The 13511-nt window shown below is 60.9% G+C and carries 10 protein-coding genes; all 10 read left to right on the top strand.

Annotated features, from left to right (window positions below; all coding sequences use genetic code 11):
• Nucleotides 1-276 precede the first annotated feature (276 nt).
• On the top strand, nucleotides 277-504 hold the full coding sequence (locus tag SO180_RS06380) for a hypothetical protein (RefSeq protein WP_449377968.1): 228 nt from the start codon (nucleotides 277-279) through the stop codon (nucleotides 502-504).
• 92 nt (nucleotides 505-596) lie between these two features.
• Entirely contained in the window at nucleotides 597-2012 is a 1416-nt protein-coding gene (fumC, locus tag SO180_RS06375) for a class II fumarate hydratase (RefSeq protein ID WP_449377967.1), read from the top strand.
• A 36-nt stretch (nucleotides 2013-2048) separates the two neighbouring features.
• A complete protein-coding gene (locus tag SO180_RS06370) occupies nucleotides 2049-3302 on the top strand; it encodes a threonine/serine exporter family protein (RefSeq protein ID WP_449377966.1) in 1254 nt (417 codons plus the stop codon).
• A 180-nt stretch (nucleotides 3303-3482) separates the two neighbouring features.
• On the top strand, nucleotides 3483-5216 hold the full coding sequence (poxB, locus tag SO180_RS06365) for a ubiquinone-dependent pyruvate dehydrogenase (protein WP_449377965.1): 1734 nt from the start codon (nucleotides 3483-3485) through the stop codon (nucleotides 5214-5216).
• Nucleotides 5217-5227: 11 nt separating this feature from the next.
• A complete protein-coding gene (locus SO180_RS06360) occupies nucleotides 5228-6640 on the top strand; it encodes a cytochrome ubiquinol oxidase subunit I (protein WP_449377964.1) in 1413 nt (470 codons plus the stop codon).
• A gap of 3 nt (nucleotides 6641-6643) precedes the next feature.
• Nucleotides 6644-7426 carry a cytochrome d ubiquinol oxidase subunit II gene (cydB, locus tag SO180_RS06355; RefSeq protein WP_449377963.1) on the top strand — a complete coding sequence of 261 codons (783 nt, stop codon included), beginning with the start codon at nucleotides 6644-6646 and terminating at the stop codon, nucleotides 7424-7426.
• A gap of 125 nt (nucleotides 7427-7551) precedes the next feature.
• Nucleotides 7552-9186, top strand: a complete 1635-nt coding sequence (locus SO180_RS06350) for an NAD-dependent malic enzyme (protein ID WP_449377962.1) — start codon at nucleotides 7552-7554, stop codon at nucleotides 9184-9186.
• A gap of 5 nt (nucleotides 9187-9191) precedes the next feature.
• Nucleotides 9192-10598, top strand: coding sequence for an NAD(P)/FAD-dependent oxidoreductase (locus tag SO180_RS06345; RefSeq protein ID WP_449377961.1), 1407 nt, complete (start codon nucleotides 9192-9194; stop codon nucleotides 10596-10598).
• 90 nt (nucleotides 10599-10688) lie between these two features.
• Nucleotides 10689-12380, top strand: coding sequence for an aspartate-alanine antiporter (aspT, locus tag SO180_RS06340; protein ID WP_449377960.1), 1692 nt, complete (start codon nucleotides 10689-10691; stop codon nucleotides 12378-12380).
• Between the two features lie 226 nt (nucleotides 12381-12606).
• Nucleotides 12607-13125 carry a DUF1275 family protein gene (locus tag SO180_RS06335; protein ID WP_449377959.1) on the top strand — a complete coding sequence of 173 codons (519 nt, stop codon included), beginning with the start codon at nucleotides 12607-12609 and terminating at the stop codon, nucleotides 13123-13125.
• The last annotated feature ends 386 nt before the right edge of the window (nucleotides 13126-13511 follow it).

Here is a 13511-nt window from a genome sequence, read left to right as displayed (position 1 = left end):
CGTCTTAGCAGAAATTGCACCGCATCGCATGAGAATTGCCAGGTTCCGTTGACGTACTCGATCCGGGCTCGCCCGCTCGTAAGCAGTAATTGGGCGTCATTGGCGATGCTTTACTCGCTACGGCAGCACATGCGTGTCAAATCACGCACGTTGAAACAACGGAAATCCACATGACCACCGCGACAGCTGGCAAACCTTCGGTGCCGAAGCAGCTTTTGCTGGACCACTCCGTAGAATCTTCTTTTCGGAACCGGCCCCGTTTTTGGAGCGCCTAAGATGCCAATCGTGACCGCAGACATTCCAGTGTCAATCAAGATGGCGCTGGACAACGAAATCGAGCGCTCGAGCACAGACCAATCAGGCGTCGTCACCGCTGCCTTGTCTGAATATCTCGGCGTACCCGTGCATACGCTGTTCCAGGTGTCGATCTCCGGCGCACTGGTCGCAGGGGTCTATGACGGAGAGGTTAGCGTCAAGTCGATACTTGCGAACAGCTTCCACTAGACGTCCCACAACCGAGTCGGCCGGCCACATACGTTGGTTCGGACGTAAGCAAGCAGGTAACTAATCGCTCATCGAAACAGGACAGATCGAACATGACCGCAGTCAGGGTAGAATCAGACAGTCTGGGCAAGGTCGAAGTACCGGCAGACAAGCTGTGGGGAGCGCAAACGCAACGTTCCCTTGAGCACTTCAGCGTCGGTCACGACCTGATCCCACGCGAGATGATCACCGCCTACGCAATTCTCAAGCGTTGCGCTGCCGCCGCCAACCACGCTGGCCGCCGGTTGCCGGCTCAAGCGCACGATCTGATTACCCGGGTGTGCGACGAAATCCTCGCCGGCCAGCACCACGACATGTTCCCGCTGCACGTCTGGATGACTGGCAGCGGCACACAGTTCAACATGAACGTCAACGAGGTGGTATCGAACCGCTGTTGTCAGCTCGCCGGGACGGCGCTCGGCAGCAAAACGCCGGTCCATCCGAACGACCATGTCAACATGTCGCAATCCTCGAACGACAGTTTTCCCTCGGCGATGTATATCGCGGCCGCCGTCAGTGCGAAGTCCCGCCTGATTCCTGCGGTTGCTGCGCTGCGCGATGCCATCGCCGTGAAAGCGGTGGAATGGGGCGACATCGTCAAGATTGGCCGCACCCACATGCAGGACGCAACGCCGCTTACGCTCGGCCAGGAATGGTCGGGTTATGCGGGCATGCTGTCCGATGACATCGATCGGATCGAAGATGCATTGAAGGGCGTCTATCGGCTCGCCCTGGGCGGCACGGCCGTGGGGACCGGAATCAATTCTGCGCCGGGTTTTGCCGAGGCGGTGGCCGCCGAGATTGCCGATTTCACCGGGCTGCCGTTCGTCACGGCGCCCAACAAGTTCACCGTTCAGGGTGCGCATGATGCGCTGGTTCAGCTCTCCGGAACGCTGCGCACGCTTGCAGTGTCGCTTTACAAGATCGCCAACGACATCCGGCTGCTCTCATGCGGGCCGCGCGCTGGTTTCGCCGAGCTCCTGATCCCGGAGAACGAGCCCGGCTCCTCGATCATGCCCGGCAAGGTCAACCCGACCCAGGCCGAAGCGTTGGCAATGATTGCCGTGCAGGCCATGGCGAACGATGTCGCTGCGGGCTTCGGCGGGGCGGGAGGATATCTCGAGATGAACGTCTACAAGCCTCTCATGATCTTTAGCGTCACCCACTCGATCACTCTTCTCTCCGACGGCTGCACGAACTTCCGCAAGTTCCTCGTTGAGGGCACACAGCCGAACCGGAAGAAGATCAGCGAATACGTGAACCGTTCGCTGATGCTGGTGACGGCGCTGGCGCCGGTGATTGGCTACGACAAGGCTTCCAGGATAGCGCATCACGCTGCGGAACACGACCTCAGCCTGAAAGAGGCTGCCCTCAAACTGGGTTTCGTAGACGAGCAGACATTCGACCGCATCGTCGACCCGGCCAAGATGGTCAAACCTTACGTCGCCACGGGTAATCTGGGCGGATGACCGTCTGCGGCTCCGCCAACAATCGTGGAAGAAGCCATGACCTTCGAGGAACAATCGAAGTTGATCCTTACATTCGCAAAAGTGCTTTTTGTGAATGGTCAGACAACCGATCAGATCGTCGCTGTGGTCCGCCGGCTAGGCAACAAGCTCGGTATCCATGCCGAGCTGCTGCCGCGCTGGGGCGAGTTGCAATTGCGAGTTGAGAACGATCGGATGACGCCGATCTCATACGTCGCGGCGGATCCAGTCGGTGTCGACATGGATCGCGTTGCTTCCGCGATGCGCACCGTCGCATGCATCGAGGCGGATCGGCTTTCGCTCGAGGAGGCTTGCAAGCGGATTGACATCATCGCCAAGGGGCCGCTGGCACCGAGGTGGTTGTTTGCCCTGGCTGCGGCCGTCGGCGCGGTCGCTCTTGCCGTCATCTTCGGCATTCAGCACGCGCCCGCAGCGCTGGTGATCTTCGTAAGCGCAGGCGCCGGCGCTCTACTGCGTCGCTCGATTTCCATCCTGAGTCCGAATATCTTCATCCAACCATTCGGTGCAGCGTTGCTTGCAGGTCTGATCGGTGGACTGGCGGCGCGCTACCAGTTGAGCTCGGCTCTGCGGCTCGTCGTTGTATGTCCCGGCATGGTGCTGGTTCCAGGACCGCACGTTCTCAACGGAGCGATAGACCTGATCGCGGGACGCATTCATCTCGGTGCGGCCCGCCTTGGTTATGCCGGACTCATTGTCGCGGCAATCTCGATTGGGCTGCTATTGGGGCTCACAGCGATGCATGAGTGGTTGCCGCTTGACCCGCCGGCGGTGGCGGTGCCGCTCTGGCTCGACGTCAGTGCAGCCGGCATTGCCGTGGTCTGCTTCAGCGTATTTTTCTCAATGCCACTGAACATGCTGGGTTGGCCGCTCTTGGTCGGCATGCTGGCTCACGCCTTGCGTTGGGTTGCAATCGCCTGGCTTGGCTTTGGCGTCGCAACCGGCGCTTTCGTTGCCTGCTTTGTCGTCGGCCTACTGCTCACGCCGGTTTCACGCCGCCAGCACTTGCCGTTTGCGGCCGTCGGCTTCGCGTCCGTCGTGTCGATGATCCCTGGGGTCTACATCTTCAGGATGATGAGTGGCCTGACCCAGCTTGCCGGTTCGGCGCAGCCAACTTCAGAACTTGTGGGTGCAACGATCGCCGACGGTGCAACTGCTGCCGCAGTAATCCTGGCAACGAGTATCGGGCTGATTGTTCCAAAGATGGTGATCGACAGCTTTGCCAATTCGCACGGATTTTCTGCGGAGCGATGAATGTCCGGCCCGCCCGCGATTGGCATCACGAACTGACAAAGCCTCATCAATCCATGCAAAGCCGCGGCCGGAGAAATCCGGCATCAGTCAAATCATCCGAGCCCATTCAGTCGCGTCGATCGCGGGCTTCACAGTCATCTTGTCTCTTCTCGTAGTTCCTAACCAAACAGGAAGGCTCCTATGAAAACCGTCGCAGATCAGTTTGCCGAGATCCTGGCCAATGCTGGCGTCAAGCGGATTTATGGGATCGTGGGTGACAGCCTCAATGGCCTCACAGATTCCATTCGTCGTCAGGGCAAGATCGAGTGGATCCATGTGCGGCACGAAGAAGTAGCTGCGTTCGCGGCGGGCGCGGAAGCCCACTTGACCGGCTCCCTCGCCGTTTGCGCCGGAAGCTGCGGGCCCGGCAATCTGCATCTGATCAACGGATTGTTCGATTGTCACCGTTCGAACCTCCCCGTGCTCGCTATTGCCGCGCACATTCCGTCGGCCGAGATCGGCAGTGGCTACTTCCAGGAGACGCATCCGCAGACGCTGTTTCAGGAGTGCAGCCATTATTGCGAGCTCGTATCTGGCGCCAACCAGATGCCGCGCGCAGTCGAAGTCGCGATCCGCGAGGCGGTTGGCAGGCGCGGCGTCTCGGTGATCGTGATGCCGGGAGATGTGGCGTTGCAGCCGGCGCTCGATACACCTCTTCCCAAGGTTTCAGGCCTGCTGCCGTCGGCGCCTGTTGTCACTCCATCCCAGGAAGATCTGCATCGCCTGGCGGCGTTGCTCAACGGCGATCGTCGCGTGACCATTCTTTGCGGTTCGGGATGTGCGGGAGCACACGACGAATTGCTGGCGCTCGGCGAACGACTGAAGGCGCCCATGGTGCATGCGCTGCGCGGCAAGGAGCATGTGGAATGGGATAATCCTTACGATGTGGGCATGACCGGCCTGATCGGCTTTTCGTCCGGCTACTACGCCATGCGGGACTGCGACGTGCTTCTGATGCTGGGAACGGATTTCCCCTACCGGCAATTCTATCCCGAAGGAGCTGCTGTCCGCATTGCCCAGGTCGACATCCGGCCGGAGCACCTTGGGCGGCGCGCAGCAGTCGACCTTGCTTTGGTCGGAGATGTCCGTGCGACGATCCATTCATTGCTCCCACATCTTGAGCACAAGCAGGACGAGGCGCACCTAGCACAAGCGCAGCGACACTATGCCAAGGCTCGCAGCGAACTCGACCAGCTCGCCGCCGGAAGCCGCCGAAAGGGATTGGTGCATCCGCAGCAGGTCGCGAGTGCGTTGAGTGCGCACGCCGGCAGAGATGCCATTTTCACTTGTGACGTGGGCCTTCCGACGGTCTGGGCCGCGCGATATCTCGCGATGAACGGTCGTCGCCGCCTGATCGGCTCGTTCTGGCATGGCTCCATGGCGAACGCGATGGCCCAGGCCATCGGCGCTCAGACAGCTCTTCCCGACCGCCAGGTCATCTCGATGTCCGGCGATGGCGGATTCACAATGCTGATGGGCGATCTGCTCACGATCGCTCAGTATAATCTCCCGGTGAAAGTGGTTGTGTTCAACAACGGATCGCTGGGCTTCATCGAGCTCGAGCAGAAGTCGACCGGATTTCTCGACTTCGGGACCGAGCTGAAGAACCCGAACTTCGCGGCAATGGCGGAGGCCATCGGCATTCGCGGCATCAGGATCACCGATGCGTCAGAGGTCGATGAGGCCGTCGGCGCCGCCCTCGCCCATGACGGTCCTGTCCTGATCGACGCGGTCGTGAACCGCACCGAACTTGTCATGCCGCCCTCGGTCACGGTTGAAATGGCCAAGGGATTCTCACTCTACATGGCGAAGGCGATCATGAACGGCCGGGCCGACGAGGTGATCGACCTCGCCAAGACGAATCTCTGGCGCTGAGGGGACGCACCATGGATCTGACGGCGCTCCTTCTATCGCGGCTGCAGTTCGCGTTCACAATCTCGTTCCACATCATTTTTCCCTCCTTCACGATTGGATTGGCGGCATGGCTGACCGTCCTTGAGGCGTTACATCTAGCCACCGGCCGGCCGGTGTATCGCCGCGTCTTCGATTTCTGGCTGAAGATCTTTGGCGTCGTGTTCGGGCTCGGCGTCGTCACCGGCATCGTGATGGCCTTCGAGTTCGGCTCCAACTGGAGCGAGCTCTCGCGGATCTCCGGTCCGATCCAGGGTCCGCTCATCGCCTATGAAACGTTCACCGCCTTTGCGCTCGAAGCGAGTTTCTTCGGCGTGCTTCTGTTCGGGCGGCAACGAGTTGCTCCATGGTTCTACCTGCTTTCGACAGCGATGGTTGCGCTCGGTACCACGCTCTCAGCGTTCTGGATCATGGTCAACAACAGCTGGATGCAAGTGCCGGTCGGCTACGTCGTCCAGAACGGTACGTTCGTTCCCGCCGATTGGGCCAAGATCATCTTCAGCCCGGTCGTTTGGGTACGCTTTCCGCACATGCTGCTCGCCTCCTACCTGACCGGCGCTTTCTGCGTGGCTGCGACGGGAGCCTGGTATCTGCTGCGGGGCAAATTCCACGCCGAGGCCCGCACGATGTTGTGCATGGGCCTTTATCTCGCTGCCGTCCTCGTTCCGGTGCAGATTTTCTTCGGGCACCTCACCGGCGACTACGTCCACGACTATCAACCTGCCAAGTTCGCGGCAATCGAGGGGCGCTGGCGTGACGAGCAGCCCGCCAGCGAAGTCCTGTTCGCGCTTCCGGTCGAAGCATCGGCGAGCAACCGATATGCGATCTCGGTGCCGATCCTCGGCAGCCTGATCGGCAGCATGAGCTTCGATTCGAAGGAAGTCGGCTTGACGAGTTTTCCGCCGCAGGATCGTCCGCCGGTCCTGATCCCCTTCTTTGCGTTCCGCATCATGGTCGGCTGCGGTCTCCTCATGCTGGCACTTGCATGGCTCGGATCCTACTTGAGCCGCAAGAACCGCATCGAGCAATACCGCGCGCTGCTCTGGTGCACCTTCCTGAGCTTTCCCTTGCCGTACATCGCCATATTGACCGGCTGGTTTACTGCAGAGGTCGGGCGGCAACCCTGGACAGTCTATGGCGTGCTGCGGACGGCTGATGCGCTGACGCCGTTTCTGACGACGCGTGCGGCTTCGATCTCGCTCGTCGTCTTCTGCGCCCTTTACGTCTTCCTCTTTGTGTTCGGCACCCTCTACGTCTACCGGCTTCTCCGCAGCGGCCCCGCCGGTCGTCTCGCTCTGCCGCCAGTCGGTGCCAGCCCCAACCGCCCGATGTCCGTCGTCGGCCAGCATGGCATGCCGGACACCGCTCTGCTTGTTTCAGGAGAATAACCCATGATCCTCTTCTGGGTAGCCGTTCTTGCAATCAGCACGTTGCTCTACGTGCTCCTCGACGGCTTCGATCTTGGCATCGGCATCCTTTTCGGCGCCACAGGCGACGAACGACGGCGCGATGCGATGATGAGCGCCATCGCTCCGATCTGGGATGGCAACGAAACCTGGCTCGTCGTAACCGGCGTGATCCTATGGGGAGCTTTTCCGCTCGTCTACGCAACCTTGCTATCGGCCTTCTATTTGCCGCTCCTCTTCATGCTCACAGGGTTGATCCTGCGCGGCGTTGCGTTCGAATTCCGGTACAAGACGACGCGCATGCGTTGGATCTGGAACGCGAGCTTTGCCGGTGGCTCGCTCGTCGCTGCTTTCATGCAGGGACTCACCGTCGGCGCCCTGGTCGAGGGCCTGCCGATTTCGGCCGGTCACTACTCCGGCAGCGAATTCGGCTGGCTAAGCCCGTTCGCGCTCCTCTGCGGCGTAGGACTCTGCCTCGGCTACACCTTGCTCGGCGCCTGTTGGCTTGTGCGCAAGTGTGAAGGCGATGTGCGGGACAGCGCATATCGCGTCATCCCGTACCTGTCGGGCGGGCTGCTCGTCTTCCTGATCATCGTGTTTGTCTGCGCTCTGGCCCAGGCCCTTCCGGTCATGATGCGGTGGATCGAACGTCCCTACTTATTCGTCTTCCCCGTAGCCGCCGCGTTTGCCGCCATCGCTCTCGCTGTCAGCGTTCGCGCTCGCAAGGACACCGTGCCGTCTGTCTCTTATACACAGTCTTCCCCCTGATGCTCGTCTACACCGCGATCAGCCTGAATGTCTTCAGAGGGAAGATCGGCAACGCGCCACGAGACTACTAAGCGAAGCGAACCGAACACACCCAACCCATCCTCGTAGCAATAGGAGAAATCAATATGACCAAAGCAACTAACGAGCGTCTGACAGGTTCTGAGCTGCTTCATAGCCCGCGCTTGAACAAGGGGACCGCATTCACTGTGGCTCAGCGCCGCGAATACGGGCTCGAGGGCCTGTTGCCACCCGCCGTGCTTCCGATCGAGCACCAGGTGGCGCGCGTTCACGACGAGATCACCAATCTCGATGACGATCTACAGAAATACCTCGTGCTGTCGGATCTGCAGGCGCGCAACGAAACACTGTACTACGCCGTCCTGATGTCTGATCCGGCGACCTACATGCCCCTCGTCTATACGCCGACGGTCGGCGAAGCTTGTCAGAAGTTCGACCATATTTTTCGCGGCGCGCGGGGCATCTACCTGCCGATCAGTGCGCGCGGCCGCTTGAAGGAGTTGCTGTCCAACTGGCCGGAAAAGGACGTGCGCTTCATCGTCGTCACCGACGGCGAGCGCATCCTCGGTCTGGGCGATCTCGGCGTCGGGGGCATGGGTATTCCGGTCGGGAAGCTTGCGCTCTACACGGCTTGCGCCGGCGTTCCGCCGCGACACTGCCTGCCTGTCGTTCTCGATGTCGGCACCAACAACCAGAATCTGCTCGAGGACCCGCTCTATCTTGGCCTGCGCCAGCAACGCGTGCGCGGCGACGATTACGCTTCCTTCGTCGACGAGTTCGTCTCGGCCGTCGAGGACCTTTACCCGAAGTGCTGCATCCAGTGGGAGGATTTCGCAAACTTCAACGCCGTGCCCATTCTCTCCCGCTATCATGACAAGGTCTGCACCTTCAACGACGACATTCAGGGCACCGCCAGCATCGCGCTGGCCGGCATCCTCGCAGCACTGCGCATTTCCAAGAGCAAGCTCACGGAGCAGCGTTTCCTCTTCCTCGGCGGCGGCTCCGCAGCGACCGGCATCGCGGAGCTCATCAGCCAGGCAATGGCGATGGAGGGCATGGACATCGCTGAGGGGCGCGCCCGCAACGCCCTCTTCGACATCAACGGCCTCATGGTCAAATCGCGCAAAGACCTTGCCGACTTCCAGAGGCCTTTCGCGATCGAGCATTCACCAATCACAACTTTCGTGGACGCGGTTACGGCGCTTAAGCCTACCGGCATCATCGGCGTCAGCACCGTACCGAAACTCTTCAACCAGCAGGTCATCGAGGCCATGGCGGAGATCAACGAGCGGCCGATCATCTTCCCATATTCGAACCCCACCTCGCGTTCGGAATGCACGGCTGAAGAGGCCTATCGCTGGTCCAAGGGACGCGCGATCTTCGCAAGCGGCAGTCCATTCCCACCGGTGAAGATCGGCGAACGCACGTTAGTGCCGGGCCAAGGCAACAACGTCTACATTTTTCCTGCCATGGGCATGGCCGTGCTTGCTACGGAGGCGACGCGGGTGACCGATGAGATGTTCATCGTTGCAGCCAAAGCCGTGGCTGACCAGGTCACGGAGGAAAACCTCGCGACCGGACTTATCTATCCGCCTCAGAGCCGGATCCTGGAAACCTCGCTCCATGTCGCCGAGCAAGTCGCCAAGCACATTTTCGACAAGGGCATCTCGCGCGTGTCCCGGCCCAAGGATGTCGGCGCCTTCATCCGCGCGCATGCGTATCGTCCCGCGTATCAGGAGTAAGCCCGATGACGTCCTCATTCGAATTGCGTGGTTCGTTCGAAAACGCCCTTACCGAGCCGGCGCGGGAGGATACGCCGCGCGCAGCATCCTCGACCGACGAGCAGCACCTTCATCGCGTCGTCATTGTTGGCGGCGGCGCCGCCGGGCTGGAGTTGGCCACTCGTCTCGGCGACCGTCTCGGTCAGCGCGGACGAGCAGAGATATCACTGGTTGACTCCGCCCGGACGCATGTTTGGAAGCCACTGCTGCACGAAGTCGCGGCTGGCAGTCTGGATCCGGGCGAAAACGAGCTGAGCTACCTCGCACAAGCACATTGGCACGGTTTCCGCTATCGCTTCGGCGAGATCGTCGGGCTTGATCGCGCCGAGAAGGAAGTGCATCTGGCCGCCAGCTTCGACGACGAGGGCCGCGAGATCACCCCGTCTCGCGCCATCGGCTACGACACCCTCGTCATCGCGATCGGCAGCCTCACCAATGACTTCCGCACGCCCGGCGTTGCCGAGCATGCGGTGGCGCTCGAAACGTCGGCGGCAGCCGCGCGCTTCAATCGGCGGCTGGTCAATGCATGCCTCCGCGCCCAGACGCAGCCCGGCGAGGTGCGTCCCGGCCAGTTGCACGTCGCGATTGTCGGCGCCGGTGCAACCGGCACGGAACTCGCCGCGGAGCTGCAACGCACGGCACGCGAAGTGGTCGCCTATGGGTTAGATCGCATCGATCCCGAGCGCGACATCCACCTCGTGCTGATTGAAGCAGCAGATCGAGTTCTGCCTGGACTGTCCGAACGCATCTCAGAGGCGACTCATCGTCTTCTTGATGAGATGGGAATCGAGGTTCGTACCGGAGCCAAGGTGGTGGAGGTGACCGCGCAGGGCCTCAAGCTCGCCGACGGAAGTTTCATCAGCTCGGAGCTAGTGGTGTGGGCAGCCGGGGTCAAAGGGCCCCCGGTGTTGCGAGACCTCGACCAGCTGGAAGTCAATCGCGCCAACCAGCTCGTGGTGCAGCAGACGTTGGAGACGACCCGCGACCCCAACGTTTTCGCAATCGGTGACTGCGCCGCGTGCCCACGGCCGGGTACGTCTACTCTGGTCCCACCACGCGCGCAGGCAGCGCATCAGCAGGCAGCGCACATGGTGCGTCAGATCGACCGGCGGCTGCGTTCAGCACCACTCCTTCCCTACGTGTACAGGGACTTCGGCTCCCTGGTGTCACTCGGGCGCTGGGGCACTGTCGGAAATCTGACGGGCTTTCTGTTCGGGCGCGGCGTCTTCATCGAGGGCTTGGTCGCGGGGTTGATGTACCGCTCGCTGCGCCTCATGCACGAACGCGCGCTACGCGGAACCGCGGGCGCCATCTTCGGCGCAATTGCTCGCGCCCTGTCGAGGCGAACCAGCCCGCGGGTGAAGCTCCACTGAGCGGGGAGTTTCGCGCCTACTCATCACGCCAAAAGCAAAGATTGCGAAGAACGTTCGCATCAATCGGCCCCAGCAAATAGGAAGATCGTCGTGCAGATTTTTCAGACTCTTGTGGACACGTTACGCCAAAATCCGGTGATTGCGTTGTTTCTCACACTCGCGATCGGATTTTGGTTCGGTAATCTCAAGTTTGGCACGTTCAGCCTTGGTGCGGTGACGAGCACGCTGATCGCTGGCCTTCTGATCGGACAACTCCATATCCACATCGATCCCGCGGTACAGGACACCTTCTTCATGATGTTCCTGTTCGCCGTCGGATATAGCGTCGGGCCAGTATTCATTCGCGCACTTAAGACGGACGGACTGCCGCAGGTCGCATTTACGCTGATTGTTTGCTGCACCGGCCTTGGGGCCGCCTATGTCGCAGCAAGACTTCTCGGCTACGACCCTGCAGTTGCGGCAGGCTTGCTCGCGGGCAGCTACACGAACTCCGGCACCCTTGGCGTCGCAACAGCCAACATGGGCGAGCTCGGTCTTGATCCGCAACAGACTGCGTCGATGGCCAGCCTGGTCGCGATCGCCTACGCCGTGACCTACCCGTTCGGCGCCGTCGGATCAGCGTGGTTTCTGGCCACGCTCGGACCCAGGCTTCTGGGCATCGATCTGGTGCACGAATGCAAGCGATATGAGGCCAAGATGGGCACGCATGGCACCGAGCCGGGCGTCGAATCCGCGTGGCGGCCGCTGACCACGCGCAGCTACCGGTTGGAGAATGACGACCTCGCTGGACAATCGCCGCGGGACCTGAATGGGGCCTTCGATGGCGCGGTGATCACGCGCTATCGCCAGGGGAACAAGATTCTTGAACCCGATACGCACGCTCCTGTCGAGAAGGGCGCCACGCTTGCGATCTCCGGCCCTCAACGCGCGCTTCTTAGCGCCGAACGCATCGTCGGCCCCGAGGTCGAGGATCCCGAGCTCCTTACTTATGTAGTCGAGGAGATGGACGTCGTCGTCACAAGGAAGGCCGCCGCCAATCGAACCGTTCGCGAACTTGAGCAAGACGAGTTCGTGCGCTTTGGGCGTTCCATTTTCCTCCTTCGCGTCACGCGCGCCGGTCAGGCAATCGAGCCGAGTCCGGATCTGGTGATCCAACGCCGGGATGTGCTGACGTTGCGTGGCGCTCGGAAATTCGTTGAAGATCTGGCGACGTCGCTCGGCTACGCCGACCGCCGCTCGTCCAGGTCGGACATCGCCTTCATGGGCGCGGGCATTGTGATCGGCAGCCTCGTCGGCTTGATCACGGTCAACGTAGCCGGCATTCCGCTTAGCCTTAGTGCCTTCGTCGGGACGCTCATTGCCGGCCTGGTCTTCGGGTACCTGCGCTCCGTCTATCGCACGTTCGGGGCCATTCCCGCGCCCGCGCTCTGGGTGTTCAACAATGTTGGACTCTCGGGCTTCTTGGCCGTGGTCGGCTTGAACGCCGGTCCCGGCCTGACTTCCGGGCTGGCGACCTACGGCATCAGCCTGTTCGTTGCCGGCATATTCGCCTCGTTGGCGCCCCTCATCGTCGCTCTCGTCCTCGGCAAGTATCTGTTCAGGTTTCACCCGGCCATCCTGCTCGGGGCCTGCGCCGGCGCCCGGAGCGCGACCCCGGCGCTGGGCGCGATTCAGGAAGCCGCCAAGAGCACTATTCCGGCGATCGGTTACACCATCCCGTACGCCGTCAGCCGCATCGTACTCGCGATCTTCGGCGTCGTAATCCTGCTGGTCATGAAGTGAGCACGTCGTCGCTCCGAAGGCGCCATCGCACTCACTCGCGTCGCGAACGTGCATCCCTGTCCTGGTGATGCACTGCTACGACGCCGAGATGGTCTCCTACGCGGGCTCTGCTCCTTTGTCTGCAAAGCAGCGGCACCCGCATCGTAAGCAACAGTTCGACAACTAAGAAGAGCACATGAGCGAGTCACCAGCAATCCCGATTGTAGTTCCACGGTCGATCCCCGTCATGCTCAGCCTCGTCGCCGGTTACGTCGACAGCTGCACTTATCTCGGTTTGTTCGGCATTTTCGTCGCGCAGGTGACGGGAAGTCTCGTTCTTGTCGGAACGGAACTTGTTAAGAAGGAACCGGTCGCGCCCGAAAAGCTTCTTGCCATCCCTTCATTCTTCTTTGCTGGCGTCGCGGTATCACTACTCATTCATTCGATAAGAGACTGCCCGCGCGCCGCGTTAGCCCGGAGCTTGGCGATCGAATGGATCTTGTTGATCGGTTTTTTAGCTTCGTGTCTGGCCGGCATACCGTTTCGGGGATTGGACGCTCCGGCCGCGATCGTCGCGTTGCTATTCGGAATGGCTGCGATGGGTGCACAGAGCGCGCCGGTACACCTGCAGATGCAGGGCGTGACCTCGCAGCGCTACTCCCGCTCTGGCTTGGCTTCCTCGCGGGAACGGCACTCGGCGCTACGGCCTACGTCACCCTCGGGCTGTCCTGCGCATTTTTGGCCATCCTTCCCGTTGGAGGCTTAACGCTTCGGTATGCCCGGCTCCCGGCTCACAAAAGGGGTTCGAGTCCTTGCCATTAATACTGACGCGAAAGCAAATGCGGCAGCTGGCTCAGCAATCGGAAACGAGCTGTTATCGAGGAACGAGATAATGCGTCGTAGGCATCAATGGAAGGTTTTGCCTGGAGATTCCAAGACGCGCATGCGCTACGGTAGGCACATTCATGTGTTGCTCCGGTGCGAACGTTAGCAGGTAAATGTCAAACACCTGCGCCGTCTTTACAAGCTGGAAGGTCTTGCAAATGTGGTTCAAGCCGCCGCGTTGTGTGATGGTTAAATTTCGCAACGACCGGAGCAACCAGTATGAACGCAACATTCTGAGTCACGCCGTGACAAAGATCGCGAGTTCGG

It is taken from the genome of Bradyrhizobium sp. UFLA05-112, assembly GCF_053572325.1.
The sequence above is the reverse complement of the archived record's forward strand: the minus strand, read 5'-3'. Positions and strand labels throughout refer to the sequence as shown.

Bases quoted from the DNA above. Each gene is read 5' to 3' on its own strand.
- poxB (WP_449377965.1), top strand. From the start codon at position 3,483: ATGAAAACCGTCGCAGATCAGTTTGCCGAGATCCTGGCCAATGCTGGC.
- SO180_RS06370 (WP_449377966.1), top strand. From the start codon at position 2,049: ATGACCTTCGAGGAACAATCGAAGTTGATCCTTACATTCGCAAAAGTG.
- SO180_RS06350 (WP_449377962.1), top strand. From the start codon at position 7,552: ATGACCAAAGCAACTAACGAGCGTCTGACAGGTTCTGAGCTGCTTCAT.
- SO180_RS06380 (WP_449377968.1), top strand. From the start codon at position 277: ATGCCAATCGTGACCGCAGACATTCCAGTGTCAATCAAGATGGCGCTG.
- SO180_RS06360 (WP_449377964.1), top strand. From the start codon at position 5,228: ATGGATCTGACGGCGCTCCTTCTATCGCGGCTGCAGTTCGCGTTCACA.
- SO180_RS06345 (WP_449377961.1), top strand. From the start codon at position 9,192: ATGACGTCCTCATTCGAATTGCGTGGTTCGTTCGAAAACGCCCTTACC.
- fumC (WP_449377967.1), top strand. From the start codon at position 597: ATGACCGCAGTCAGGGTAGAATCAGACAGTCTGGGCAAGGTCGAAGTA.
- SO180_RS06335 (WP_449377959.1), top strand. From the start codon at position 12,607: ATGCTCAGCCTCGTCGCCGGTTACGTCGACAGCTGCACTTATCTCGGT.
- cydB (WP_449377963.1), top strand. From the start codon at position 6,644: ATGATCCTCTTCTGGGTAGCCGTTCTTGCAATCAGCACGTTGCTCTAC.